Genomic DNA, 25,802 nt, shown 5'->3' with positions numbered 1-25,802 from the left:
AGAAACAATTATGCGTCGTTCAGAACCTCTTTTTTATCAATATCTGGGTCTTCCACCACTAAGTTTTCTAAAATGAAAGTTTGTCTGTCAGGAGTATTTTTACCCATATAAAACTCTAACAAATCATTAATGGTACTGTCTTTACCAATGACTACTGGTTCTAGACGAATATCTTTCCCTATGAAATGTTTAAATTCATCAGGTGAAATTTCTCCCAATCCTTTGAATCGGGTAATTTCTGGATTTTTGCCTAATTCATTCAGTGCTTTCAATCGTTCTTCTTCAGAGTAGCAATATCTAGTTTCTTTCTTATTTCTCACCCTGAAAAGTGGCGTTTGCAAAATGTATAAATGTCCATTTTTAATTAAATCAGGGAAAAATTGCAAGAAAAACGTAATCATCAACAATCGAATGTGCATTCCGTCTACATCGGCATCGGTAGCAATGATAACATGATTGTATCGCAAATCTTCTAAACTATTTTCAATATTTAGTGCAGCTTGAAGAAGGTTAAATTCTTCGTTTTCATACACAATTTTCTTGGTCAAACCATAACAGTTGAGAGGCTTTCCTTTCAATGAAAACACCGCCTGAGTTTCTACATCTCTAGATTTGGTAATAGAACCAGAAGCAGAATCTCCCTCAGTAATGAAAATCATGGTTTCAGATTTTCTAGAAGCTTTTTGATCATTGTAGTGTTGTCTACAATCTCTCAGTTTTTTATTGTGAAGCGAAACTTTTTTCGCCCTTTCTCTCGCTAGTTTCTGAATTCCCGAAAGTTCTTTTCTTTCTCTTTCGGAAATGATAATTTTTCTTAAAATTGCTTCGGCAACTTCTGGATTTTTGTGTAAAAAATTATCGAGTTTATTTTTTAAGAAATCAATGATAAAAGTTCTTACAGAAGGACCATTGGGACCGATATCATTAGAACCGAGTTTGGTTTTGGTTTGAGATTCAAAAACAGGTTCCTCTACATTAATCGAAATAGCGGCAATAATAGATTTTCTAATATCTGCTGCTTCAAAGTTTTTATTAAAAAATTCTCTTATCGTTTTTACATACGCTTCACGGAAAGCATTAAGATGCGTTCCACCTTGTGTAGTATTTTGTCCGTTTACGAAAGAGAAATAGGTTTCGGTTTGTGATTTATCAGAATGGGTAATCGCGAGTTCTATGTCTTCATCATTCAAATGAACAATTGGATACAGAATTTCGCCTTCTAACTCTTCTTCTAACAAGTCTTTTAATCCGTTTTCAGAGTAATACGTTTCTCCGTTAAAGATAATTTTAAGCCCCGGATTCAGATAAGCGTAATTGCGAAGCATTCTTTCGATATACTCTTTTCTGAATTTGAAATGCGTGAAAATACTGTAATCAGGAATGAAAGAAATTTCGGTTCCGTTTCTGTCTGAAGTATCGGTTTCAGGATGGTTTTCGGTGATGTTTCCTTTCGAAAACTCTGCCACTTTCATTTTTCCATCACGGAATGAACGCACTCTAAAATAATCTGAAAGTGCATTTACTGCTTTGGTACCTACACCATTAAGACCTACAGATTTTTTGAAAGCTTTAGAATCATATTTACCACCCGTATTCATTTTAGAAACCGCATCTACTACTTTTCCTAATGGAATACCACGACCAAAATCTCTGATGGTAACTTTACCTTCATCTAATTTAATTTCGATTCTTTTTCCAGATTTCATACGGAATTCATCGATAGAGTTATCAATGATTTCCTTTAACAAAATATAAATTCCATCATCTGCGGAAGAACCGTCTCCTAGTTTCCCAATATACATACCAGGACGAAGACGAATGTGTTCCTGCCAATCGAGCGTTCGTATGTTTTCTTCTGAATAATTTACCTGTAGATTCTCACTCATATATTTCCTGCTTTACCGCGTGAAAGTTAATTAAAACCAATAACTCACAAATTTAACGAAACTAAATTTATGGAAGAAATTTTGTGGAAAAGTTTTTTTAGCGAGAATTTATCATACATCAATGCAATAGCGTCTAAACTAAACTATATTTGTAGCTCAAATTAGAAAAATTATGAAAATAAATATTTGGAGTGACGTTCGTTGTCCGTTTTGCTTTGTAGGAAAAAAGAAATTTGAAAAAGCATTAGAAAAATTTCCTCACGCCGAAAAATTAGAAATCACTTGGCACAGTTTTCAATTAGACCCACAATTGGTAACGCAGCCAGATGTAAATCCTTATGAATATTTTGCGAAAGCGAAAGGAATTACCATAGAAAGAGCAAAAGCCATGCATGAAGGTGCAGCAATGGCTGGAAAAGAAGCGGGAATCGACTTTAATTTTGATAATTCTAAAGTGGCTAATTCTTATAAAGCACATTTGCTGATTCAGTTGTCAAAAACTAAAAATTTAGCCAATGAAATGGAAGAAGCGCTTTTTGAAGCACAGTTTTTAGACGGAAAAAACATCGATGATGAGGAAACATTGATTCAGTTGGCAAAGACTATTGGAATCACAGAAGATGAGGCTAAAAACGCCTTACAATCTGATGAATTGGGTTATTTTGTGAAACAAGATATGCAATTGGCTGCACAATTAGGAATTAACGCAGTTCCTTTCTTTGTGATTAATGATAAATATGGAATTTCTGGAGCGCAACAACCTGAATTGTTTTTAGAAGCATTAGAAAAAACTTGGGAAGAGTTTTCTAGCGGTGACAAAGGTTTACAACTCATCAATTCTGGAGATTCTTGCGACATAGATGGAAATTGCAATTAAAATAAAAAAGCGAACCTTAAAAAGTTCGCTTTTATTTTTGAAATCAATAGTTAAATATTAAAATCCGTCTCCATCGAGCATATTTCCTAATTTCCCTAAAACACTTCCTTCTTCTCTTCTACCAGAAGGACCTGCATATTGTAAAATTCTGCTTGCCAGTCTACTGATAGGAAGCGTCTGAATCCAAACTTTTCCCGGACCTTGCAATTGCGCAAAGAATAAACCTTCTCCTCCGAAAATGGTATTTTTAATTCCGCCAACAAACTGAATATCGTAAGAAACCGTTTGAGTGAAAGCTACAATACAACCTGTATCTATTTTTAAAATTTCGCCGGGTTGCAAGACTTTTTCTACCACATAACCACCACTGTGCACGAAAGCCATTCCGTCTCCTTCTAGTTTCTGCATAATGAAACCTTCTCCCCCAAAAAGTCCAGTTCCTAATTTTCTTTGAAATTCTATTCCTACAGAAACACCTTTTGCAGCGCAAAGAAAACTGTCTTTTTGACAAATCACTTTTCCACCTAAATCAGACAAATCTAGAGGAATAATTTTCCCAGAATAAGGCGCAGCAAAGGTCACTTGTCTTTTTTGATAAGAAGTATTGGTATAAACCGTCATGAAAAGATTTTCTCCTGTCAACAATCTTTTCCCTGCAGAAAATAGTTTCCCTAATAATCCGCCAGTTTCTGTTCCATCGCCAAAAAGGGTTTCCATTTGGATACCATCTGTCATCATCATAAAACTTCCGGGTTCAGAAATCACTGCTTCTTGTGGATCTAATTCTATTTCTACACATTGCAATTCTTCACCGTGAATTTTGTAGTCTATTTCGTGATTGTTCATTTTTTTTTATTTTTTTACAATTAGTTTTGAAACCATTGAAATCGTTACAAAAAAAATCGAGCAAATTACTTTGCTCGATTTAATATAGTAAGTTTTTACTTATAAAATTTTTACACGTTAAAACGGAAATGCATTACATCTCCATCTTTTACGATGTATTCTTTTCCTTCTACTCTCATTTTTCCAGCTTCTTTCACTTTCGCTTCAGAACCATAGCTCACAAAATCATCATAACCGATAACTTCTGCTCTAATGAATCCTTTTTCAAAATCAGTGTGAATTACACCAGCAGCTTGTGGAGCAGTCCAACCTTTACCAATTGTCCAAGCTCTTACTTCTTTTACCCCTGCTGTAAAATACGTTTGAAGGTGCAATAAATCGTATGCTTTTCTGATGAGTCTGTTCACTCCTGGTTCTTCAAGACCTAATTCTTCCAAGAACATTTGTCTTTCTTCGAAAGTTTCCAGTTCATTGATATCTGCTTCGATTTGTGCTGCTAAAACCACTACTTCTGCATTTTCTTTAGCCGCCATTTCTTCGATTTTAGCAATCCATTCGTTACCGTTTTTAATTGCATTTTCATCAACATTACAAACGTAAAGCACTGGCTTTTTGGTTAACAAGTGAACCTCATCAATAATAGATTGAGTAAAATCGTCTGTAGGGAATTCTCTTACGTTTTTACCATCTTCTACAAATTTCTGAAGATTTTGAAGCGTTTCGTAAGTTAAAATATCTTCTTTTTTACCAGACTTAATGAATTTTTTAGCTTTTTCAACTGCTTTACCAAGTGTTTCAAGGTCTTTTAATTGAAGTTCTATATCGATAATTTCTTTATCTCTCATTGGATCTACAGAACCTTCTACGTGAACGATATTTCCATTATCAAAACATCTTAAAACGTGAATAATCGCTTCACATTCTCTGATATTTGCCAAAAACTGGTTTCCTAAACCTTCCCCTTTAGAAGCTCCTTTTACCAAACCTGCAATATCTACAATTTCTACCACTGCTGGTAAAACACGCTCTGGATTTACCAATTTTTCTAACTCAAAAAGACGAGGGTCTGGTACAGAAACTGTTCCTAAGTTAGGCTCAATCGTACAAAACGGATAGTTCGCAGATTGTGCTTTGGCGTTGCTAAGACAGTTAAATAAGGTTGATTTACCTACGTTTGGTAAACCTACAATTCCACATTTCATTGTAATTTATATTTGAAATTTGAAGTTCTAATTTTATTTCGCGTTTCTTTCCGCACGTTTTCTATCTTCTTCAGAAAGGATTTTTTTACGCATTCTGATGAAGTTTGGTGTAACTTCTATACATTCATCTGCTTGAATATATTCCATACACTCTTCTAGTGAGAATAAGATTTTTGGAGCAATATTTCCGTCTTTATCTTTACCAGCAGCACGCATGTTATTCAATTGTTTTGCTTCTACAATATTTACGACTAAGTCTCCAGGTTTGTTTTGTTCACCAATAATCATTCCTGCATAAATTTCTTCGCCCGGATCTACAAAAAACTTACCTCTATCTTGTAATTTCGCGATAGAATATTCTGTACAAGGACCTTGTGTTTTAGAAACTAAAACTCCATTATTTCTACCAGGAATCGCTCCTTTGAAAGGTTTATAATCGGTAAAACGGTGCGCCATAATCGCTTCACCTGCAGTTGCCGTCAACATTTGAGAACGCAATCCGATTAAACCTCTTGAAGGAATTTCGAATTCCATGTGTTGCATTTCTCCTTTGGTTTCCATAATGTGAAGGTCACCTTTTCTTTGCGTAGCTAAATCGATTACTCTAGAAGCATACTCTTCTGGAACATCTACTACTAAACTTTCGTAGGGTTCATGGCTTTCTCCATCTACATCGTGAAGAATTACTTGTGGCTGACCAATCGTCATCTCGTAACCTTCTCTTCTCATGGTTTCAATTAAAACAGATAAGTGAAGAATACCTCTACCAAAAACTAGGAATGTATTTGCATCTTCGGTTTGCTCTACTCTTAATGCTAAATTTTTCTCTAATTCTTTTTCTAATCTTTCTTTCAAGTGATTAGACGTTACATATTTACCATCTTTACCAAAGAAAGGAGAATTATTGATTGAGAATGTCATGTTCAACGTAGGCTCGTCAATAGACAATCTAGTCAATGGTTCTGGATTTTCTAAATCTACGAAAGTATCTCCAATTTGGAACGCATCAAAACCTACTACTGCACAAATATCACCTGCTTGAACTTCTGTAACTTTTTTCTTGCCTAAACCTTCAAAAATATATAATTCTTTAACTTTACCTTTAAGGATATTGCCATTTTCTTGTGCAAGACCAATCCACTGAGATTCTTTGATAGAACCTCTGGATACTTTACCTACTGCAATTCTTCCTAAAAACGAAGAATAATCTAGAGAAGTTACTTGCATTTGTAAGTTACCTTCTTCTACTTTTGGAGCTGGAACATATTGTAAAATCCCATCTAAAATTGGTAAAATGTTATCTGTAGGTTCTAGTGAAGTATTGAACCAACCTTGCTTAGAAGAACCATAGAAAGTAGGGAAATCTAACTGTTCTTCGGTAGCATCTAGGTTAAAGAATAAATCAAAAACTTTATCATGAACTTCGTCTGGTCGACAGTTTTCTTTATCTACTTTATTAATAACTACAATAGGTTTAAGCCCTAATTCTAAAGCTTTATGCAAAACGAAACGAGTTTGTGGCATAGGTCCTTCGAAAGCATCTACCAATAACAATACACCATCAGCCATTTTAAGAACACGTTCTACTTCACCACCAAAATCGGCGTGACCAGGAGTGTCGATTACATTAATTTTAGTATCTTTATAAGTAACTGAAATATTTTTAGAAAGGATTGTAATTCCTCTTTCTCTCTCTAAATCGTTATTATCCATAATTAAATCTCCAGATTCTTGATTATCTCTGAAAACATTAGTAGCATGGATAATTTTGTCTACCAATGTGGTTTTCCCGTGGTCTACGTGGGCAATAATTGCGATGTTTCTGATATTTTGCATATATATTTTTTGAAGGTGCAAAAGTAGTGAAAAAAATTGGAAGATGGAAGTATGAAGATACAAGATTAACAATTCGTTAAAACATTGATAATGAAATCATTTTGAGACTTTAGATTTTAGAAAACGAATAGAAAGAAAACTTTTGTATATTTGGTTTGGTAACTTTGCAAGTCTGCAAGTTTGCTGTAATTTTTAGCTTTACGAAATGACAAACCTACGTTTTTTGGGGATAATAGTTTTACAAATTCTATTTGTTTGCTGCTCAAGCAAAAAAGCACTTGTTGATAAAATCGACACACATTATGGAAAAGTGAAATTTTACAACGAAAGTAAAAAAAACAACATTCAACATATTTATGCTTCAGTTGACAGCTCAGGATTTCGAAGTTATTACGAATTCTATCCTAATAAGATTACAAAAACTAGTGAAGTTTCAAAACAAATGATTTACACTGTTTTTGATGGAGATTTACCCAAAGATTATGACAAAAATATCTATTTAAAGTTTTCACCATTAGACAAATTGATATTAAATCATGGAAATCGCATTTTGGATTCTCTTGGACTAAAAAATTTTAAAAGAACAAACAATGGAAAAGCGTTCATTATAGAAGTTAACTATTATCATGGCTATCCAAAAAATAAATCCTTTTAAAAGATAAAAACTCAGCAACCACAAAAGGTTTTTCTTTTGGTTATTTTCAAATTCAAAAAACTTTAACGAAATTTGTAGCATGAACAAAAAACCAGTTATTGCTATTGACGGATTTTCATCTACCGGAAAAAGTTCAATTTCTAAAGTGATTGCCCAAAAACTTGACCTCATCCATATTGATACAGGTGCACTCTACCGTGGAATTACGTATTTTGCGTTAGAAAACTGCCTTAATGACAGCCAAAAAATAGACATAAAGTCACTCTTTGAAAAATTTGACCAAATTCATTTGGAATTTATTTTAAACAATGGCGTTTTAGAGCTTTTCCTCAATGGCAAAAACATCGATAAAGAAATTCGTGAACCTAGAGTTTCTGACCATGTAAGCCTTATTGCAAAACAAGCAGAAGTGAGAGCTTTTTTACTTGATTTTCAACGAAATTTAGCTCAAAAAGGTGGCGTAATCATGGACGGAAGAGACATAGGAACCGTTATTTTGCCAAATGCAGATTATAAATTTTTCATCACCGCCAGTCCAGAAGAAAGAGCAAAAAGAAGACATCTAGAACTGCAACATTCTGGCGTAGACATTTCCAGAGAAGAAGTTTACGAAAACCTAAAAACCAGAGATAAAATCGATAGTGAAAGAGCGGTAGCTCCACTAAAAAAAGCAGATGATGCCATCTTGATAGACAATACTTTACTGAACAAAGAAGAAACCATAGCATTGATTCTATCACATATTTCGAAATAAAAAATAGAATCTATTCATACAATTTTAACATAAATTTGTGAAAATTTTTCTTATATTTGGTATAGAAGTTGTGCGAATGAAGAGGTAAACCAAAATAAATTATTAACACTAAATTATTACAAAATGGGAAAAGGTAAAAATACAGCAGGAATTATTGCAGGACTTTTAGCAGGTGCTGCAGTAGGTGTAGTTCTAGGAATGCTTTACGCTCCAGAAGAAGGTAAAGAAACCAGAAAAAAACTAAAAGCTAAAGCGAATGATTTAAAAGATCAAGCATTAGACGAATATGATAAAGTATCTGAAAAAGTAAAGTCGGAATACGGAAATCTATCAGACAAGGCAAAAGAAAATTTAGATAAAGTAGTTTCTAGCGTAAAAGAAAGCTACGAAAAATACAAACATACCGCAGCCAATAAAGCTTCGGAAGTAGTAAAAGAAGTAGAAACAGAGCTAGATGCTTTAAAATAATCTGTAAAGTTTTTATAAAATTTTATAAAGGAACTTATCATAAAAGTTCCTTTTTTTGTAACTTTAAACAAAGAAATTTGCCATGATAGACCTCATCAAAGATTACGCGGAAAAAAAAATAGAACTCGTAAAGCTAGATGCTACCGAGAAATCTCTTAAAATCATTGGAGTTTCAGTACCTGTAATGATTATATCTGTTCTTGCCATTTTCTTTATCTTTTTGTTAAACGTAAGTTTAGGTTTATTCTTAGGAAATTGGCTCCACAACTTTGCTTATGGCTTCCTCATTCTTGCAGGATTCTATTTATTGCTCATCTTATTGGTCTTTTTAATGAGAAACTACATTAAAAAAATCATTACCAATAAGGCAATAGAAACGCTTTTTAACGATTAAAATTCCATGACATGAAAAACTTAGAAGACTTAAGAAAACGCAAGGAAACTTTAAGAAAAGAAATTGCCGAGTTAGAAGACATCGCAGCATTTAAAAACCCTAAAGAAAGTTTAAGTGCCATCACTCATGGATTCACCGACCAATTTTTAGTTGATAAGACCGACGAAAACGGAGAACACCGATTAGCACTCAAACCAGCCAATATTTTAAGTTTTGCTACAGGTGGCGCTTCCGAAAATTATATCAAAACCAAAATCAATCAATACGGCGAAGAAAAAATAGGCATCAATACTCAAAACGTAGTAGGAAGCATCGCCGAAAATGCCATTAAAATAGGATTGGCAGCCGTAGTGACCAATTTTGCGAAGAAGAACCTCTATCACACCAGTTGGAAGAAAAAATTAATAGGCATTGCGCTTATTTATTTGGCTCCCATGGTTTTAAAATTTTTAAGAGAAAAATTAGAAGAATACGAAGAACGTGAAGTTTTAAAAAGCCTAGAAGAAATTTTATAATATGGAAAAGGAATTTGTCGATTTCAGCAGTACAATACAACATTCATGGGAAAATTTCCTAAGTCAATTGCCTGCAATTTTGTTGGCAATTTTGGTTTTTATTGCGGGGATTTTCGCCATTAAACTTTTTTCAAAAGTCGTTACCAAATTCATAGACGAAAAATCAAAAGATTCTATCGTTACAGATTTTTTGGTGAATATCGTTTCTTTTATCCTTACCATCTTTTTGGTTATCGTTTGTTTGGGAATTTTGGGCTACGGAAATATTACCGATAAAATTTTAGCAGGAACTGCACTCACCACTTTTATTGTAGGTTTTGCTCTAAAAGATATTGGCGAAAATTTCTTGGCAGGAATTCTTATGGCGTTTAGAAGACCTTTTAGAATCGGTGATTTAATTGAAGTACAAGGAATGAGAGGTCGAGTTAAAAAAATGTCGCTCAGAGAAACCAATATTAAAACTCTTGACGGAAAAGATGTTTTTATTCCCAATTCCATTATTCTAAAAAATCCACTTGAAAATTTCACGTACAATCAACTTTTGAGAAGTGAATTCTTCATTAATGTAGATTATTCCGAAGATTTAGAAAAAGTGATGAAGGATATTTTGCACATCATCAATTCGTTTGAAGAAGTAGAAAAAAATCCTCATGCAAGTGTTTATGTACAAGAAATAGATGGCGAAAAAATAAAATTGCGTGGCGCTTATTGGTTCAAAACGACTGATGTAAACGCTCCCGGAAACAGTTTAAAATCTGAAATTTTGTTCAAAGTTATTCATTACATTAAAAAACAAGACATTCAAATCCAAGAGAATTCTCCCAATCCTGATGATGAAAGAAAAACAGTAAAAGAATAATTTTTACTTCAAAAAACGCAGTTTTTCTTTGAGACAAGTAAATTTCACCGGTGCATAACCGATGAATTCTCCGTCCATATCGATGGTTAAAGCCAAACCATCTGCATTTTCGATGAAAACTTCTTGAGCCGAAGTATAAGAAACTTGTGGATGATTGATTTTTTTGCATTTTTTAGCCGTTCCAATATTTCTAAAGTAATCCAACAAACTAATGTCACCCACATTGGTAATGGCAAATTCGCCATCAGAAATCTCTGCATGTGGCGCAATTCCTATAGAATTCCCGAAATATTTGGCATTGGCAACTACATAATTCAGTACTTTTCCTTGCCACGTAAAATCTTTGGCGGTGACCTTGATGGTTTTCTTTTTGTACATTAAAAAAGTAGAAAGAATAGCAACGAAATAATTCACCTCGCCTGGAAAAACCAAAGGCAATCTTTCTTTACTAATCACTACTTCTCCCCCAATTCCTACATCTGAAACATTGATAAAAAAACGCTCTGATTTTTGTTTTTCTCTGTTCAGAAATTCTGCAAAACCCACATCTACAAGCGCGGAAGAATCTTTTGCAATAAGCGATTGCAATTCGTCTATGGTTGTATAACCTAAATTTTTGATAAAATCATTGCCGCTTCCTGATGGTAAAATCCCAATTTTTATTCTTGAAATGCTTTCCCAATCATAGCCATTTTCTGTACGAAACGCTTCTATTATACCATTCACAATCTCATTGAGTGTTCCATCTCCACCTACTGCAATAAAATGGGTAAAACCTTCTTCCACCGCTCTTTTTGGCAAGGTTAAAAAATGCCCAGAATATTCTGAAATAAAAAACTGATAGTCTTGATTAAGAAAATGATGCTGAATATCGATTTCAATTTTCTTGAAATGTCTAATCGTAGGATTAATGAAAAAGGCGATTCTTGGCATTGAAAGAGGTAAAGGTTGATATAAAAATTAGCTTTTAAAGATAAACATTTTTCTCAAAACTAAATCCTAATCTCTAATCCCTAATTCCTAAATTTTAGAAAAAATCTGCCCTAGAATTATTCCTGTCGCCATCGAAACATTAAGGCTTTCTGTAGATTGTTTTGGTCCGAATCGAGGAATGGTAATGTTTTGGGAAACCAATTTTTCTACTTCTGGTCGCATTCCGTTTCCTTCATTGCCCAAAATAAGATTGAACTTCTCAGGAAAATCAAAGTGATAAATATTTTCGCCTACCATATCTGTACCGATATTTACTGCGTCTGTTTTAGCCAAATATTCGGTTAAATCGGTATACACTACATTGATTCTGGCAAAAGAACCTTTGGTCGACTGAATCACTTTTGGATTGTAAACATCTACGGTGTCTTGACTGCAAATCACCTGCTCAATTCCGAACCAATCCGCCAATCTGATGATGGTTCCCAGATTTCCCGGGTCTTGAATTCCGTCTAAAATAATCTGAATTTTCTGTTGCTCTAGCATTTCAGGAGAAGGCAATTCTACTACCGCTACAGAATCTTTTGGTGTTTGCAGAAAACTAATTTTCTTCAGTTCACGTTCTGTAATCGGATGAATCTCTGTTTCAGGGAAGGATAAATCTTCGGGTTGAATAGAAAAAATTTCTTGAATTTTGTAAGAAGAATGTTTCAACTCTTGGATTATTTTGTTACCTTCAACCAAAAACAAATTGTATTTTTGTCTGAACTTCTTTTTGTCCAAAGACTGAAAAACTTTTATTTTATGAGCAGTAAGCATTTTTTTAAATATTTTCAAAAATACCACATATTTTTATCTTTTGCAATCCTCGTTTGGTTTCTTTACGCTTGTAACAGTACCAAGAAAGTTCCGAATGGTGAGTATTTATTGACCAAAAATAATTTTGAATATGTAGACCGAAAAGATTTCGATGAAGAAATCCCGAATTTTGTTAGTCAAAAACCCAATAAAAAAGACCTCTATTTGTTCCCTACTCGTTTATGGATTTATAACATGGCGAATGCGAAATATGACAGCATTCTAAACGAGTATCAAACGTTTCCGAGACAAATGAGAAACCAAAAACTCAGAGATTCTCTTTATGTAAAATACAATCACCCAGAATTGAAGGGCAATAGTTTGTTTTGGAACAGAGTTTGGCATTCTTTAGGGAAACCTCCTATCATTTTAGAGCAAGGAAAAACCGAAACCAGTGCTAATTCCATTAAAAAATTCTTGGTATATAAAGGATTCTGGGACGCTCACGTCGATTTCTCTCACAAACTCGATTCTGCGGCAAAAAAAGCACAAGCCAATTACAAAATTACGTACAAAGATCCTACTTATATCAACGGATATTACTACAATATTCCCTACGAAAACATCCGAAATATTTACGAACAGAAAATTACAGAATCTAAAGTAAAATCAGGAGATGTTTTAGACCAAGAAAAATTAGAAGACGAGGTCAAAAGAATTACCGAACTCATGCAAGAAAAGGGTTATTATAGCTTCAATAGAGATGGTGGCGAAATTTATTTTACCGCAGACACTTTGCAAAGCAGAAAGCAAGTTCCACTCACTATGGACATCTTGAAAGACACGCTGAAAACACCTTACAAACAATACACCATTGGCAACGTAGAAATTCAATATTTAGAAAAACTTACTGACACAGCCAATGTAGACGTAAAAGAATACGAAAATGCAATCATCAAAAGAATAGATGACCAATATAAGGTTAAAGCACTTTGGAGACCGATTACGTTGAAAAAAGGTGAAATTTACAACCAAAAAAATCTTGATCTTACCAAAAGAAATTTCTTAGCGCTTAATAATTTCAGCATTGCCAGTTATAAAGCTTCTCCAGATAAATATAGCAATCCGAATGACACCATTATCAATGTAAAATACAAGCTCATTCCGTTACCGAAATACAATTTTAAAACCGCGCTTGATTTACATTATTCTCAAATTTTGAACTTCGGGTTTTCTCCTTCTGCCGAATTGACGGCTAGAAATGTTTTTGGTGGCGCCGAAAACTTTACGGGAAGTGTTTCTGGAACTTTTGGTACGGTTTACGATGAAAAAAATCCTAATGCGTTGTTTAACGCTTCTGAATATTCCCTACAATTTGGCTTGAATTTCCCAAGATTGCTCTTGCCTTTTAACACCGAAAAATTTGTCCCAAATAAATACTCCCCCATTTCTACCATTAACTTAGGTGCTTCTGTACAGAATAATATTGGGATGGACAGAATCAACGTGAACGCTGGTTTGAATTATTTTATCACGGTGAATGAAGTGATTTCTCACCGATTATCCGTTTTTAACACGCAGTTTTCATTTACCCGAAATAAGAATAAATATTATGATTTATTCAAAACGGAAGGAGATATTAAAGACGGAATTTTTAACCTTTACGACATCTATAATCCTAGTGCTATCAATTTAGACACCGAAGCCAAATCTAGATTATTGCTTAATGATACAGGTTTTGCGAATAGTCTTTCGCCAACTGGTTTAGATTTATTGCTCAATTTCAGACAGTCTACCATTAAAAAAGACCGATTGACTCAAGACGTTCTCATCAATTCTTTGGCTTACAATTATATCTACAATGAAATCGGGAAAAAAGGCTATCAAAACCCATTCTTTTTGGATGCTAAAGTAGAATTGGCTGGGAATTTATTGAGTATTTTCAGTAAAAACAATACGGATTCTGGGGTTTTAACCAACAGCAAAACCATTTTCGGCATTCCGATTTCCCAGTTTGTGAAATTCGACATTGATGCGAGAAAATATTTCACTTTCAAAAACAAATCACAGTTTATTGTAAGACAATTCATAGGTGTAGGAATTCCTTATGGAAATTCTAGCAACATGCCATTTATCCGTTCTTATTTCAATGGGGGAAGTAATGACATCAGAGCTTGGATTGCTTTTGGTGGATTAGGTCCTGCAGATACACAAATCGACCAAAAAGTGAGAGCTTATATGATGGATAACGTAAAATTGACCACCAACATAGAATACCGATATCCATTTAATGACATGTTTGAAGGTGCCGTTTTCGCAGATGCTGGAAACATTTGGAGCACCAAAGATTCAGGAATTGGGGATGAATTTAAGTTCAATAAATTTATTTCTCAAATGGGATTGGGTTCTGGTTTCGGATTGAGAATTAATGTGGCGTATATTACGGTAAGAATAGATTTAGCCTACAAATTACACGACCCAAATCAGCCAAAAGGAGAAAGATGGGTTTTTGACAAAATAAAACCATTTAAACCAACTTTCAACTTCTCGATTGGTTATCCTTTCTAAAAAAGCGCATATGAAGAAAAATGTAATCATTCTTGCACTGCTTAATAGTGTTTTCTTATTTTCACAAGAAAGAAATCTTAGAAATATTCAGCAACTGACAGATGGTGGAGATAATGCAGAAGCGTATTTCTCTCCCAATGGAAAATTCCTGACGATGCAAGTAACCAATAAAAATTTGGGGGCAGAATGTGATCAGATTTTCGCCTATGATTTATCGAAGGATTATTCTAAAAAATCTGATAATTTACAATTAATTTCTACAGGAAAAGGAAGAACCACTTGCTCTTTCTTTATGCCAGATAACCAACATATTCTCTACGCTTCTACACACGAAGCGAACAGCGCTTGTCCAGCTCCACCTGTTTCTAAAGACGGAAAATATCTTTGGGCAATTTATCCAGAATTTGACATTTATATGGCAGATTTGAGCGGGAAAATTGTCAAAAAATTAACAGATGTTCCCGGTTATGATGCAGAAGCTGTGGTTTCTCCAGACGGTAAAAAAATTGTTTTCACTTCTACCAGAACTGGCGATTTAGAACTCTGGACGATGGATATTGACGGAAAAAATCTGAAACAACTTACCTTCGGTTTAGGTTATGATGGTGGCGCATTTTTCTCTCATGATTCTAAAAAAATTGTATTCCGTGCTTCTAGACCAAAAACAGATGCAGAAATCAAAGAATACAAAGATTATTTGGCTCAAAATCTAGTTGCACCTACCAATATGGAAATCTACACCATCAATGCTGATGGAACCGATTTAAAACAAATTACGCATCTTGGAAAAGCGAATTGGGCGCCGTATTTCACTCCAAATGACAAGAAAATTATTTTCTCAAGTAATCATCATTCTACCAGAGGTTATGATTTCCAGTTGTACACCATAGATTTAGAAGGAAAAAATCTGAAACAAATTACCTACGAAAGTGAATTCAATGCGTTCCCGATGTTCTCTAAAGATGGGAAAAAATTGGTTTTCAGCAGCAATAGAAATCAGTCAAAACCGAGAGAAACCAATGTTTTCATCGCAGATTGGGTAGACACTGACGAAGCAGAAAATGTAAACGAAACTCAACTTAAAAATCATCTTACCTATCTTGCCAGTGACGAATTACAAGGCAGATTGGCAGGAAGTGAAGGCGAGCAAAAAGCGGCAAATTATATTCAGAAATATTTTAAAAAATTAGGCCTTAAAACCCATTTACAACCGTTTGAATATTCCATTAAACTGAATCCACACGATGAAAATTCTTCTACTCCAAGTAAAGGAACCAACGTGATAGGATATTTAGACAATAAAGCCGCTAAAACGATTGTCATTGGTGCACATTACGACCATTTAGGATTAAACCAACATCATCAATCTACACTGATGAATTCTGACGGACAAATTCACAATGGTGCAGATGACAATGCTTCTGGCGTTTCAGCAGTGATGGAATTGGCGAGAATTTTTGCCAAAAATAAGACTCACGAAAAAGTAAATTATGTTTTTGTGCTTTTCTCTGCAGAAGAAGACGGACTGATTGGCTCTAAAAAATTCGCAGAAAATGTAAAATCTCAATATCCTAATGTAGTCACTATGATTAACATGGATATGGTAGGAAGATTAGATAAAGATAAAAATCTTACTGTAGGAGGTGTAGGTTCCTCTCCTATTTTCCCAAATTTGGTGAAAAAAGTGAAACCTGCAGGATATAATATTACTCTTGATGAATCTGGAGTTGGTCCTTCTGATCACACCAGCTTCTATCTGAAAGATATTCCTGTTTTATTCTTATTTACTGGAACACATGCAGACTATCACAAACCAAGTGATGACAGTGATAAAATAAATTTCGATGGCGTAAAAACCATCACCCAATATGTTTTTGGCATTGCGAATGAACTTTCTCAAAAATCTGAAATTCCGTTTACGAAGACCAAAACCACTTCTACCAAATCTGTCCCAAAATACAAAGTAACACTGGGAATTATGCCAAGTTATGCAGACTCTAAAGATGGTTTGCACATTGATGGAGTTACCGATAACAGACCTGCCGCAGTTGCAGGAATTCAGTCTGGAGATATTCTTACCCAAATTGGAGATTGCAAAATCACAGAAGTTTATTCTTATATGGATTGTCTATCAAAACTCAATGCTGGAGACGAAAAAGAAGTTACCGTGATTAGAAATGGAGAAACGAAAGTTTTTAAGGTGAAGTTTTAATCTTAATTCAAAAATACCATTAAATCTATCACTTTAATATATCAATTGGAACGGGCTAAAGCCCGTTTTTTTTAATCTAATACAAGATTGGCTTTAGCCAAATTTTATCTAGGTTTTGGCTAAAGCCATTTATTTTTTTGACTTTTTCATCGGGCTAAAGCCAGACGCAATTGATAAACTTGTAAATTTAGAATATTAATATTGTACAAATAGAACAACTATTAAATTTCACTTTTAGGTTAAAGAAAATTTGATAACAAAAAACTCGTTCCGAAATTTTGGAACGAGTTTTTTATTTATACAATCTCAGAAGTAAGACCTCTGGAAATTAATTTTTCGTGCATGGGTTTCAGAAGTTCCATACTACCAGTTTTCACGGTGCATTTGCCTTTGTAATGTACCAAAATGGTGCATTGTTCAGCTTGTTCTAGCGTATGTTTACAAATTTCGATTAAACACTCTATCACAAAATCAAAAGTGTTTACATCATCATTATGCAGCACTAATTTATAGACTTCGTCTTCCTGTTCTAGAAGCGCTACTTCTTCTTGATATTCTCTTTGAGGATTATCGTAAAATTTCATTTTGAGTGAAGTTAACTTTGAGGTAAAGGTAAAGGTTGAGATTAATTAGCCAATGATTAGATTTCGCTAATTTCTTCGGTTAAATCATCTACAATATCTTTTGGTTCGTACACCAGTTCTACCAATTCTACCGACTTATTATTCATTTTCAAAATTTTGAAATGATAATCATCGATATCGAACTCTTGATTTTCTTCTGGAATATCTTCTAATTGATGCAGGATAAATCCAGCTAAAGTATTGTATTCACCAACTTCTGATAACTCTTTCGGCAAACACTCGTTAATTTCTTCTAAAGGTTGAGTTGCTTTTACCCAGAAAACGTTTTCGCCTACTTGGTCTACGATTTTATCTTCATCATCCTCTTCATCTTGGATTTCGCCTACCAATTCTTCTAAGATATCTTCTAACGTAAGAATACCTTCTGTACCTCCGAATTCATCGATAACGATGGCTAAATGCTGTTTCTTTTGTTGGAAAACATTTAACAAGTCTGAAATCTTTTTACTTCCAACCACGAAGAATGCTTCTCTCAAAAACTCTTTTAAATCAAGGTCTTTGTTTTTGATGTATTCTCTCATAATTTCCTTGGTGTAGAAAAGTCCGATAATGTTATCAATCGAGTTTTTAAACACTGGGATTCTAGAATATCCACAATCGATGATTTGTTTTAGAATTTCTTCTTTATCATCTTCTATATCAATAGAAATAATATTTTGACGAGGCACCATCACTTGTTTTGCAGTGTGGTCTGTAAAATCAAAAGCATTTTTAATGATTTCGTAGTTTTCTTCTTCTATCTCACCGCTGTCTGCAGATTGTTTTACCAATAATTGAAGTTCTTCTGTGGAGTGAATTTCGTGTTCAGAAGCAGGGTGAATTCCTATTACTTTTAAAAAAGCATTTGAGAATAAATTCATTAACCAAATAAATGGTTTGAAAATATTATAAAATAATCTTAATGGTGCTGCAATGACAAATGTGGTGGCTTCTGGCTTTCTAATCGCTATGGATTTAGGCACTAATTCCCCAAAAACAATATGCATAATCGTGATGATTAGGAAACTGACTACCACAGAAATAGTAGTAATCATTGCAGGTGCAATATTGATATTGAAATAAGAGAATATGCCATGGAAAACATGTTCCAGAGCGCTTTCTCCTACCCAACCTAATGCTAATGAAGCTAAGGTAATCCCTAATTGTGTAGCAGATAAATAAGCATCTAAATGTTTGATGATGTGTTCGGCTTGTTTCGCCATTTTGTTTCCTTCGGCAGCCTTAATTTGAATCTGTGAATAACGAACCTTCACGATGGAGAATTCCGCCGCTACGAAAAAACCGTTTAATAATACGAGTAATAATGCAATAAGAAGTTTGACGACACTATCGTAATCCATTTATAAAAAATTGTGAATTAATTAATCTATGCAAATATATGATTATTTTTAATATAAAAGTTTAATAAAAAAGAGTGCGTAAACGCACCCTTTTTTGGTCTAAAAATCGAAATATGAAGAAAATTACTACTTCCAATTTAAAAAATTTCTACTGCAGTTTTCATAATAACCTTAATTTTACTGCAGTAGAAAATTTATCATCATTTGTGTTCTACGGTTATTATGGTGCAAATTTAAAACGATTTACTTTATGAATCAATTACACTTTTGTGTAATGCTTTATTTAAATTTACAGTTCAAAAGTACACCCAAACCCCATGACATACAATACGCTTAATTACGTATTTTAATTTTTAGTTTTATTCTTTTTAACTAAATTCCTTTAGATAAGAAAATTAATCATTATAAACAAAATTAAATGTCTGTAGTGAACTCATAAAATGAAGTTATCATTTTACCATCATCAAAAAAGGGCATCAACCTGAGTTGACGCCCTTTCATTTATCGTATAAAAGAAATATTTCTTAGCTATTTTTAAGTGCTTCTGCACCAGAAACGATTTCTAAAATTTCATTGGTAATCGCAGCTTGACGCGCTTTGTTATAGAAAATTACCAAATCATTTTTAAGTGCTTGTGCATTGTCAGTCGCTTTGTGCATCGCTGTCATTCTCGCTCCATGTTCAGATGCGATAGAATCTAGCACTGCTTTGTACACTTGCGTTTTAATAGATTTAGGAATTAGGCTATCCAAAATCTCGTTTCTGTTGGGTTCAAAAATATAATCACTGTTTGCATTACCATCAGTTTCCGGCATTGATATTGGTAATAACTGTTCAGTTTTTACTTCTTGATTAGCAGCATTTAAAAATTTATTATAAATTAGATGTACTTCATCAAATTTTCCTTGGCTGAAATCCTTCATCACAGCAGAAGTCACTTTTGATACTTTTTCAAAACTCACATGATCAAAGATGGCACTTTGATTATCATATACCGTTCTGTTTTTCTTTACAGCATCAAAAACTTTTTTACCGATGGTTAACACTTCTACTTCTACAGCAGAATTAGAAATTCTGTGGTTTAATTCTTTGATAATAGATGAGTTAAAAGCACCAGCCAAACCTCTATTAGAAGTAATAGCGATGTATAGTACTTTTTTCACCTCTCTCTTTTGTGCAAAAGCAGAAACGTTATCAGAATCAGAGCTTGAGCTTACATTCTGAATGATTTCTTGAAGTTTTTCAGAATAAGGTCTTAACATTACAATGGCATCTTGTGCTTTTTTCAGTTTCGCAGCCGAAACCATTTTCATCGCACTTGTAATCTGCATTGTAGATGAAATAGAAGTTATTCTTCCTCTAATTTCTTTTAAATTTGCCATATTTAGTTTAGTTGTTGGTTGTCGGTTGTTGGTTGCTAGTCTTAGAAAATTCCGTCAACTATCAACCAAAAACCATCAACTAATTTTAGTTATATTTAGAAGCTAAATCTGTAGCTACTTGCTTAAGAACACCTGTTAAACTGTCATCAATCTTACCTGATTTAAGAGCAGCCATTACTTCTGGGTGTTTATTTTTTAAGAAGTCTACGTATTCTACTTGGAATTCTCTTACTTTTCTTACAGGAACGTTTCTCAATAAGTTTTCAGTGCCTGCGTAAATCATCGCTACTTGTGATTCTACAGGTAGTGGAGAGTTTACTGGTTGTTTAAGAATTTCTACGTTTCTTTCTCCTTTTGCGATTACCGCCATAGTAGCCGCATCTAAGTCAGAACCAAATTTAGCAAAAGCTTCTAATTCTTTGTACTGCGCTTGGTCAAGTTTCAAGGTACCAGAAACTTTTTTCATAGACTTAATCTGAGCGTTACCTCCTACTCTCGATACAGAAATACCTACGTTAATCGCTGGTCTCACCCCAGAGTTGAATAAATCTGACTCTAAGAAGATCTGTCCGTCTGTAATCGAAATTACGTTGGTAGGAATATATGCTGATACGTCACCTGCTTGAGTTTCGATGATTGGAAGAGCCGTTAATGAACCACCTCCTTTTACCATTGGTCTTAATGATTCTGGTAAATCGTTCATTTGAGAAGCGATGGTATCATCTTTAATTACTTTAGCAGCTCTTTCTAATAATCTTGAGTGAAGATAGAAAACGTCTCCAGGATATGCTTCACGACCTGGTGGTCTTCTTAATAATAGAGAAAGCTCACGGTAAGCTACTGCTTGTTTAGATAAATCATCATAAACGATTAATGCTGGTCTACCAGTGTCTCTGAAATATTCTCCGATTGCAGCTCCAGCCATTGGCGCATACACCTGCATTGGAGAAGGGTCTGAAGCGTTTGCTGCTACCACAACGGTATAAGCTAAAGCTCCTTTATCTTCTAAAGTTTTTACGATTTGTGCTACAGTAGAACCTTTTTGACCTACAGCAACGTAGATACAAAATACAGGCTCACCAGCATCATAAAATTCTTTTTGGTTCAAAATAGTGTCGATAGCAACGGTAGTTTTACCTGTTTGTCTATCTCCAATGATCAACTCTCTTTGTCCTCTTCCGATTGGAATCATAGAGTCAATTGCTACGATACCTGTCTGAAGTGGTTCATTTACCGGTTGACGGAAAATTACTCCTGGAGCTTTTCTTTCTAGTGGCATTTCATAAAGATCTCCGGTTACAGGACCTTTACCATCGATAGGATTTCCTAGAGTATCTACTACTCTTCCTAAAAGACCTTCTCCTACTTTAATAGAAGAGATTCTTTCGGTTCTTCTTACCGTATCTCCTTCTTTTACTCTTTTAGATTCTCCAAGAAGTGCAACACCTACATTGTCTTCTGCAAGATTTAATACAATACCTTCAATTCCTGATTCGAATTTTACCAATTCTCCGTATTGTACATTTTCTAAACCGTAAACTAGAGCGATACCGTCTCCAATTTGTAATACTGTACCCACTTCTTCTACACTCGCTTGTGTATCAAAGTTGGCTAACTGTTGTTTTAAAATTGCTGAAACTTCAGCCGGATTTATTTCTGCCATTTTATGGTTTTTTAACTTAATTTAATTGAAATTCTTTTTTCACTTGGCTTAGTTTAGTTCTTACAGAAGTATCAACCTGCTGGTCTCCTACTCTTAAAATATAACCGCCAATAATTTCAGGGTTTACTACCACTTTTAAGTCGTAGTTTTTAGTATGGTCTACTAAAGATGAAGATTTTACAATGTCTTCTACATTTTTCTGAGAAAGTTCAGAAGCTACGGTTAAGGTAACTCTCTGTACGCCTTGTAAGTCTTCTACTTTATTGATAAACTCTTGCGCTATATCTTGCAGATGACTTTCTCTACCTTGTTTAATCACCAAAGTAATAAGATTCTTACTTAATTGTGAAAACTGAGCAAAGATTTCTAAGGCTGCTTTGGTTTTCTTTTTAGCGTCAATGATTGGCGAAGCAAAGAAGTTTTTTAATTCTTTAGATTCATTAAAAATCTTTACTACATCTTTCATTTCCGAAAAAATAGAAGCCGTGTTCCCAGACTCTTGAGTAAAGTCTAGTAAACCTTGTGCATATCTTTTCGCTACTTTAGAGGTTAGCATATTAATTTAAGTTAGATTTATTAATGATTTTTTCAACTAATGCGTTGTGAGCATCAGCATTATCTAATTTTTGTTTTAGAATAGTTTCTGCAATTTCTACAGAAAGAGAACCAATTTGATTTTTGATATCAGCCATTGCTGCATTTTTTTCAGCATTGATTGATTGTTTAGCTTGTTCAATCATTTTGTCTCCTTCAGATTTTGCAAGGTCTTTTGCTTCACCTACGATTTTGTCTTTTAACTCTCTTGCTTCTTTTAAGATGGCATCACGTTCAGCTTTAGCTTCGCGGATGATTCTCTCATTGTCTGCTTTAAGATTTGCAACTTCTTCTTTAGCCAATTTAGCTTGGTTAATAGCGTCTTGAATAGAAACTTCTCTCTCATTTAAAGCAGTAAGGATAGGTTTCCATGCAAATTTTCCTAACACGAAAAGAAGTATCAAGAAAATAACTGACTGAATGATGAACAAACCTGACGAAAAATTCTCTAATAATCCCATAAGATTTTTATATATTTTTTTTATTTAATTTTTAAAAACACTTCCCGTAACCAACCGTTACGGGTGAGTGCTATTTTTTTGAGTCTTAGTTTACAGCAAATAATGCAGCAAATGCAAGACCTTCAACTAGTGCAGCAGCAATAAGCATTGCAGTTTGTAATTTACCAGCTTGTTCTGGCTGACGAGCCATACCTTCTAAAGCAGCAGCACCGATTTTACCGATACCTAAACCTGCTCCGATTACTACTAAACCTGCACCTACTAGTTTTGGAATTTCCATAATATATAATTTTAAAAATTAGTTTCTACTTTTATGTTTTGAGTTTTGAAATCCGAGTTTCGAGTTCAAAATGATAACTTTCTACTTGGCTCTTAACTCTTTTATCTTGGCTCTTTTCACTTGGTTCTTATTAGTGATGAGCTTCTTCGTGGTGGTGTTCTTCATTTGCCATTCCGAAGTAAACCGCAGACAGCATAGTGAAGATATACGCTTGTAAGAACGCTACTAATATCTCTAATAAATACAATACAAATGTTAAGAATGGGAATGCAACGCCTGCAATTACATTTTGGAAGTAATAAATCATTGCAATTAATGACATAATTACGATGTGACCTGCTGACATGTTTGCAAAGAGACGTATTAACAATGCAAACGGCTTAATTATCATCCCGATTAATTCGATAGGAATCATTACCAATTTCATTAAGAACGGTAAACCTGGCATCCAGAAGATGTGCTGCCAATAGTTTCTGTTTGCCGTAAACTGTGTAATGGTGAAGGTAAAAATTGCTAAAGCAGCTGTAATGGCTAAATTCCCTGTTACATTAATCCCGAAAGGTAATAAACCAAATACGTTCAGGAATAAAATGAAGAAGAAAATAGTTAATAAGTAAGAAATATATTTGTGATATTTCGGTCCGATGTTTGGAATCGCAATCTCATCTCTAATGAAGATTACTAGTGGTTCGAATAATTTACCTGCACCTGTAGGAATTGGTGATTTCTTATAATTTCTAGCCATAGAGCCGAAAATTACAATCATCAATAATGATGCACATAGAATCATTAAAACACTTTTCGTGATAGATAAGTCTAAAACTTTTGCATTGGTAGCGTGACCGTGGTCATCTAAAGTAATGGCACCAGATGCATCTGTTTTTACAATTTTTTCGTGGTAAAGAGCGTAGTTTGCACCTTTGCTTTCTACTACGTTGTATTTTTTGCCATGAGCATCTTTCAATTCTTTACCGTGGTGAAATTCTGAACTCATGAATGCGTGAAGACCGTTTGCTTCATCATAGAAAATAACAGGAAGTGGGAAACCGATGTGGTGTTCTGTACCGTCTGCTTTCTTTTCCACCATAATATCAAAGCTGTGAGCATCTAACAAGTGATGGTCTATAAACTCCTTATTTTCTTTCTTTATTTGTTCTTTTTCTGCTTCTTCGGCACTTACCACTTTGGTTTCTGTAGCAGGTTTAGTTTCTGCTGCAGCTTCGTGATGTTGCGCTAAAGAAAGTGAAAATGTAGATAAAAAACCGATTAATAAAACTCCTCTTTTCAGCATTGATTTATGTTATTTTAAAAGTTTTGCAAAAATATGATAAAAAAACAAATTAACAAAGTATGAATTAGTTATTTTTTTGTTCTTTCAATAAACCGATTGCGAACAAAGTTTCTAACAGCAGAGAAACCAAGTAAGGCGGTATAAAATGATACTTGTGATATGGCACTTCGGATAAGTGTAATTTATTCATTACCAAGAACATAATACTCAACTTAAAGAGCATGAGCCCCATAAAAGTAAAACCGATATACTCGGGATAAATCTTTTTGACAATAGACATAATGGTGATGAGCATCATAAATAAAATGGTTAAGAAAAGATAATAGCGAATAAATATGACTTGAAAGTCATTTACATAAAGTTGCCATATCGCAAAATGTAAAAAAAAGACCAGAATAAAAAGAACAATGTATAACCAAGAGGTAGACTGTTTCATGCGTGTTATTTGTTTATGTTTTCTAATTGTTTTAAGGTACTGTACAAGGCTAATCCCAATCCAGCTAAACCGATGGCTACGGTTAATAAATCATTGGGCAATTCTAGATAATCATTAATTTTCTTCCCGCCCCAAAATCCTAAAGCAATGATGGCCAACATCTGAAACACGATGGAAGAATAAATTCCGTACAAGCGCATGGGATTTTTTTTGTACTCTTCCTTTTGTTCTTCAGTGGGTTTCGAAGTATTTTGGTCTTGTAGAGCCATTGTTTTTAATTTGGTGTAAAACTATGTAAAACTGAGCGGAATGACAAAAAATATGACAAATGTCATGTTTATAGAATTAAAAAGACTGGCACTCCCTTTTCACAATCTTAAAAGAAGATGTTATGGATGATTGGTTACCCTTTAATTATACATTTCTTATACTTTACTTTGACTTTCCTTTGGGAAGAGCTGAAAGTGGTGAAATTTAAAAATTTCACTTTTTGTTTAAAACATCTATTTTTTAGAACCATCGGAAATTGTGAAGTTGTGAAGTTGAAATATTTTGCTTCATGAAGAGATTCTTCACTACGCTGTTCTTCGTTCAGAATGACAGGGTTCTGTTTTGTATACACGCATTAGAAATCTGAATCATCTGGAATACTTCCCTTATAATGCTCTTCATTTATTACTTTTATAGAAATATAATATCTATTATTTATACATTAACTATACTACAACTATACTATAAGTATATATTAAAGTGATACAACTCATAATTATTCCTTACTTCTTACATTCATTTCATTAGCGCATGGCGAGATACAAGAGCGTTTTACAATTTCAGGGGTCTATAGGGTGAAGTGCTTTTTGAGATGGGGCTTCTAGGGTATATTTTTATACGCAAAGATTTTTTTTCTTGAA

25 protein-coding genes are annotated in these 25,802 nt (G+C 34.0%); 9 read left to right on the top strand and 16 right to left on the bottom strand.

Features of this window, described 5'->3' with window-relative positions:
- Positions 1-8: 8 nt before the first annotated feature.
- Positions 9-1,886, bottom strand: coding sequence for a DNA topoisomerase IV subunit B (locus QO190_RS02060; protein WP_371461395.1), 1,878 nt, complete (start codon positions 1,884-1,886; stop codon positions 9-11).
- Between the two features lie 172 nt (positions 1,887-2,058).
- Between QO190_RS02060 and QO190_RS02055 the strand changes: the two genes are divergently transcribed.
- Positions 2,059-2,763, top strand: coding sequence for a DsbA family protein (locus QO190_RS02055; protein WP_371461397.1), 705 nt, complete (start codon positions 2,059-2,061; stop codon positions 2,761-2,763).
- A 57-nt stretch (positions 2,764-2,820) separates the two neighbouring features.
- Here the strand turns inward: QO190_RS02055 and QO190_RS02050 are convergent, their stop codons facing one another.
- The 3 genes from QO190_RS02050 to typA form a co-directional block, all read right to left on the bottom strand.
- Positions 2,821-3,609 carry a TIGR00266 family protein gene (locus QO190_RS02050; protein ID WP_069798490.1) on the bottom strand — a complete coding sequence of 263 codons (789 nt, stop codon included), beginning with the start codon at positions 3,607-3,609 and terminating at the stop codon, positions 2,821-2,823.
- A 110-nt stretch (positions 3,610-3,719) separates the two neighbouring features.
- On the bottom strand, positions 3,720-4,811 hold the full coding sequence (ychF, locus tag QO190_RS02045) for a redox-regulated ATPase YchF (protein WP_371461399.1): 1,092 nt from the start codon (positions 4,809-4,811) through the stop codon (positions 3,720-3,722).
- A 33-nt stretch (positions 4,812-4,844) separates the two neighbouring features.
- Positions 4,845-6,647 (bottom strand): translational GTPase TypA, encoded by a 1,803-nt coding sequence (gene typA, locus QO190_RS02040; protein WP_371461400.1) that lies wholly within the window; start codon positions 6,645-6,647, stop codon positions 4,845-4,847.
- A 205-nt stretch (positions 6,648-6,852) separates the two neighbouring features.
- Here typA and QO190_RS02035 point away from each other — a divergent pair, with 205 nt between their 5' ends.
- From QO190_RS02035 to QO190_RS02010, 6 genes are all read left to right on the top strand, one after another.
- Entirely contained in the window at positions 6,853-7,302 is a 450-nt protein-coding gene (locus QO190_RS02035; RefSeq protein ID WP_371461401.1) for a hypothetical protein, read from the top strand.
- A 79-nt stretch (positions 7,303-7,381) separates the two neighbouring features.
- Positions 7,382-8,056, top strand: a complete 675-nt coding sequence (gene cmk / locus QO190_RS02030) for a (d)CMP kinase (RefSeq protein ID WP_371461402.1) — start codon at positions 7,382-7,384, stop codon at positions 8,054-8,056.
- Positions 8,057-8,179: 123 nt separating this feature from the next.
- Positions 8,180-8,524 (top strand): YtxH domain-containing protein, encoded by a 345-nt coding sequence (locus QO190_RS02025; protein ID WP_371461403.1) that lies wholly within the window; start codon positions 8,180-8,182, stop codon positions 8,522-8,524.
- 82 nt (positions 8,525-8,606) lie between these two features.
- Positions 8,607-8,918 (top strand): phage holin family protein, encoded by a 312-nt coding sequence (locus QO190_RS02020; RefSeq protein WP_371461404.1) that lies wholly within the window; start codon positions 8,607-8,609, stop codon positions 8,916-8,918.
- Positions 8,919-8,929: 11 nt separating this feature from the next.
- The gene (locus QO190_RS02015) at positions 8,930-9,433 is read left to right on the top strand and encodes a phosphoribosyl-ATP pyrophosphatase (protein ID WP_371461405.1); all 504 of its coding nucleotides are present in this window, start codon (positions 8,930-8,932) and stop codon (positions 9,431-9,433) included.
- Position 9,434: 1 nt separating this feature from the next.
- A complete protein-coding gene (locus QO190_RS02010) occupies positions 9,435-10,292 on the top strand; it encodes a mechanosensitive ion channel family protein (RefSeq protein ID WP_371461407.1) in 858 nt (285 codons plus the stop codon).
- 3 nt (positions 10,293-10,295) lie between these two features.
- Here the strand turns inward: QO190_RS02010 and QO190_RS02005 are convergent, their stop codons facing one another.
- Positions 10,296-11,225 (bottom strand): diacylglycerol kinase family protein, encoded by a 930-nt coding sequence (locus tag QO190_RS02005; protein ID WP_371461409.1) that lies wholly within the window; start codon positions 11,223-11,225, stop codon positions 10,296-10,298.
- Between the two features lie 87 nt (positions 11,226-11,312).
- Complete coding sequence (locus QO190_RS02000) at positions 11,313-12,041, bottom strand: TrmH family RNA methyltransferase (protein WP_371461410.1); 729 nt, start codon at positions 12,039-12,041, stop codon at positions 11,313-11,315.
- Here QO190_RS02000 and QO190_RS01995 point away from each other — a divergent pair.
- Together QO190_RS01995 and QO190_RS01990 are read left to right on the top strand one after the other, a co-directional pair.
- Positions 12,027-14,588 carry a BamA/TamA family outer membrane protein gene (locus QO190_RS01995; protein WP_371461412.1) on the top strand — a complete coding sequence of 854 codons (2,562 nt, stop codon included), beginning with the start codon at positions 12,027-12,029 and terminating at the stop codon, positions 14,586-14,588. The two genes, QO190_RS02000 and QO190_RS01995, sit on opposite strands and share 15 nt — an antisense overlap.
- A 10-nt stretch (positions 14,589-14,598) precedes the next feature.
- Positions 14,599-16,800, top strand: a complete 2,202-nt coding sequence (locus tag QO190_RS01990; protein WP_371461413.1) for a M20/M25/M40 family metallo-hydrolase — start codon at positions 14,599-14,601, stop codon at positions 16,798-16,800.
- Positions 16,801-17,096: 296 nt separating this feature from the next.
- Here QO190_RS01990 and QO190_RS01985 read toward each other — a convergent pair whose 3' ends face one another.
- The 10 genes from QO190_RS01985 to QO190_RS01940 all read right to left on the bottom strand — a co-directional run bounded on the left by QO190_RS01985 (position 17,097) and on the right by QO190_RS01940 (position 25,160).
- Positions 17,097-17,384: an ATP-dependent Clp protease adaptor ClpS gene (locus QO190_RS01985; RefSeq protein ID WP_069796922.1), complete on the bottom strand. Its 288-nt coding sequence runs from the start codon at positions 17,382-17,384 to the stop codon at positions 17,097-17,099.
- A gap of 56 nt (positions 17,385-17,440) precedes the next feature.
- Positions 17,441-18,784: a hemolysin family protein gene (locus tag QO190_RS01980; RefSeq protein WP_371461414.1), complete on the bottom strand. Its 1,344-nt coding sequence runs from the start codon at positions 18,782-18,784 to the stop codon at positions 17,441-17,443.
- A 524-nt stretch (positions 18,785-19,308) separates the two neighbouring features.
- Positions 19,309-20,166 (bottom strand): ATP synthase F1 subunit gamma, encoded by an 858-nt coding sequence (gene atpG / locus QO190_RS01975; RefSeq protein WP_371461415.1) that lies wholly within the window; start codon positions 20,164-20,166, stop codon positions 19,309-19,311.
- Positions 20,167-20,251: 85 nt separating this feature from the next.
- Entirely contained in the window at positions 20,252-21,829 is a 1,578-nt protein-coding gene (gene atpA, locus QO190_RS01970) for a F0F1 ATP synthase subunit alpha (protein ID WP_371461416.1), read from the bottom strand.
- 16 nt (positions 21,830-21,845) lie between these two features.
- Complete coding sequence (gene atpH, locus QO190_RS01965) at positions 21,846-22,385, bottom strand: ATP synthase F1 subunit delta (protein ID WP_371461418.1); 540 nt, start codon at positions 22,383-22,385, stop codon at positions 21,846-21,848.
- 1 nt (position 22,386) lies between these two features.
- The gene (locus QO190_RS01960; protein WP_069796933.1) at positions 22,387-22,884 is read right to left on the bottom strand and encodes a F0F1 ATP synthase subunit B; all 498 of its coding nucleotides are present in this window, start codon (positions 22,882-22,884) and stop codon (positions 22,387-22,389) included.
- Between the two features lie 85 nt (positions 22,885-22,969).
- Complete coding sequence (gene atpE / locus QO190_RS01955) at positions 22,970-23,164, bottom strand: ATP synthase F0 subunit C (protein WP_012782425.1); 195 nt, start codon at positions 23,162-23,164, stop codon at positions 22,970-22,972.
- A 130-nt stretch (positions 23,165-23,294) separates the two neighbouring features.
- The gene (gene atpB, locus QO190_RS01950) at positions 23,295-24,455 is read right to left on the bottom strand and encodes a F0F1 ATP synthase subunit A (protein WP_371461420.1); all 1,161 of its coding nucleotides are present in this window, start codon (positions 24,453-24,455) and stop codon (positions 23,295-23,297) included.
- A 64-nt stretch (positions 24,456-24,519) separates the two neighbouring features.
- Complete coding sequence (locus QO190_RS01945) at positions 24,520-24,891, bottom strand: hypothetical protein (RefSeq protein ID WP_371461422.1); 372 nt, start codon at positions 24,889-24,891, stop codon at positions 24,520-24,522.
- A gap of 5 nt (positions 24,892-24,896) precedes the next feature.
- A complete protein-coding gene (locus QO190_RS01940; RefSeq protein WP_371461423.1) occupies positions 24,897-25,160 on the bottom strand; it encodes an AtpZ/AtpI family protein in 264 nt (87 codons plus the stop codon).
- Positions 25,161-25,802: the final 642 nt, after the last annotated feature.

This window comes from Cloacibacterium sp. Arc13 (assembly GCF_041431305.1).
GTDB classification, from domain to species: domain Bacteria; phylum Bacteroidota; class Bacteroidia; order Flavobacteriales; family Weeksellaceae; genus Cloacibacterium; species Cloacibacterium caeni_B.
This window is presented reverse-complemented; position numbering and strand designations above follow the sequence as displayed.

Excerpts from the sequence above, each read along its gene's own strand:
- QO190_RS02060 (WP_371461395.1), bottom strand. The coding sequence starts at position 1,886 with ATGAGTGAGAATCTACAGGTAAATTATTCAGAAGAAAACATACGAACG.
- QO190_RS02055 (WP_371461397.1), top strand. The coding sequence starts at position 2,059 with ATGAAAATAAATATTTGGAGTGACGTTCGTTGTCCGTTTTGCTTTGTA.
- QO190_RS02050 (WP_069798490.1), bottom strand. The coding sequence starts at position 3,609 with ATGAACAATCACGAAATAGACTACAAAATTCACGGTGAAGAATTGCAA.
- ychF (WP_371461399.1), bottom strand. The coding sequence starts at position 4,811 with ATGAAATGTGGAATTGTAGGTTTACCAAACGTAGGTAAATCAACCTTA.
- typA (WP_371461400.1), bottom strand. The coding sequence starts at position 6,647 with ATGCAAAATATCAGAAACATCGCAATTATTGCCCACGTAGACCACGGG.
- QO190_RS02035 (WP_371461401.1), top strand. The coding sequence starts at position 6,853 with ATGACAAACCTACGTTTTTTGGGGATAATAGTTTTACAAATTCTATTT.
- cmk (WP_371461402.1), top strand. The coding sequence starts at position 7,382 with ATGAACAAAAAACCAGTTATTGCTATTGACGGATTTTCATCTACCGGA.
- QO190_RS02025 (WP_371461403.1), top strand. The coding sequence starts at position 8,180 with ATGGGAAAAGGTAAAAATACAGCAGGAATTATTGCAGGACTTTTAGCA.
- QO190_RS02020 (WP_371461404.1), top strand. The coding sequence starts at position 8,607 with ATGATAGACCTCATCAAAGATTACGCGGAAAAAAAAATAGAACTCGTA.
- QO190_RS02015 (WP_371461405.1), top strand. The coding sequence starts at position 8,930 with ATGAAAAACTTAGAAGACTTAAGAAAACGCAAGGAAACTTTAAGAAAA.
- QO190_RS02010 (WP_371461407.1), top strand. The coding sequence starts at position 9,435 with ATGGAAAAGGAATTTGTCGATTTCAGCAGTACAATACAACATTCATGG.
- QO190_RS02005 (WP_371461409.1), bottom strand. The coding sequence starts at position 11,225 with ATGCCAAGAATCGCCTTTTTCATTAATCCTACGATTAGACATTTCAAG.
- QO190_RS01995 (WP_371461412.1), top strand. The coding sequence starts at position 12,027 with ATGAGCAGTAAGCATTTTTTTAAATATTTTCAAAAATACCACATATTT.
- QO190_RS02000 (WP_371461410.1), bottom strand. The coding sequence starts at position 12,041 with ATGCTTACTGCTCATAAAATAAAAGTTTTTCAGTCTTTGGACAAAAAG.
- QO190_RS01990 (WP_371461413.1), top strand. The coding sequence starts at position 14,599 with ATGAAGAAAAATGTAATCATTCTTGCACTGCTTAATAGTGTTTTCTTA.
- QO190_RS01985 (WP_069796922.1), bottom strand. The coding sequence starts at position 17,384 with ATGAAATTTTACGATAATCCTCAAAGAGAATATCAAGAAGAAGTAGCG.
- QO190_RS01980 (WP_371461414.1), bottom strand. The coding sequence starts at position 18,784 with ATGGATTACGATAGTGTCGTCAAACTTCTTATTGCATTATTACTCGTA.
- atpG (WP_371461415.1), bottom strand. The coding sequence starts at position 20,166 with ATGGCAAATTTAAAAGAAATTAGAGGAAGAATAACTTCTATTTCATCT.
- atpA (WP_371461416.1), bottom strand. The coding sequence starts at position 21,829 with ATGGCAGAAATAAATCCGGCTGAAGTTTCAGCAATTTTAAAACAACAG.
- atpH (WP_371461418.1), bottom strand. The coding sequence starts at position 22,385 with ATGCTAACCTCTAAAGTAGCGAAAAGATATGCACAAGGTTTACTAGAC.
- QO190_RS01960 (WP_069796933.1), bottom strand. The coding sequence starts at position 22,884 with ATGGGATTATTAGAGAATTTTTCGTCAGGTTTGTTCATCATTCAGTCA.
- atpE (WP_012782425.1), bottom strand. The coding sequence starts at position 23,164 with ATGGAAATTCCAAAACTAGTAGGTGCAGGTTTAGTAGTAATCGGAGCA.
- atpB (WP_371461420.1), bottom strand. The coding sequence starts at position 24,455 with ATGCTGAAAAGAGGAGTTTTATTAATCGGTTTTTTATCTACATTTTCA.
- QO190_RS01945 (WP_371461422.1), bottom strand. The coding sequence starts at position 24,891 with ATGAAACAGTCTACCTCTTGGTTATACATTGTTCTTTTTATTCTGGTC.
- QO190_RS01940 (WP_371461423.1), bottom strand. The coding sequence starts at position 25,160 with ATGGCTCTACAAGACCAAAATACTTCGAAACCCACTGAAGAACAAAAG.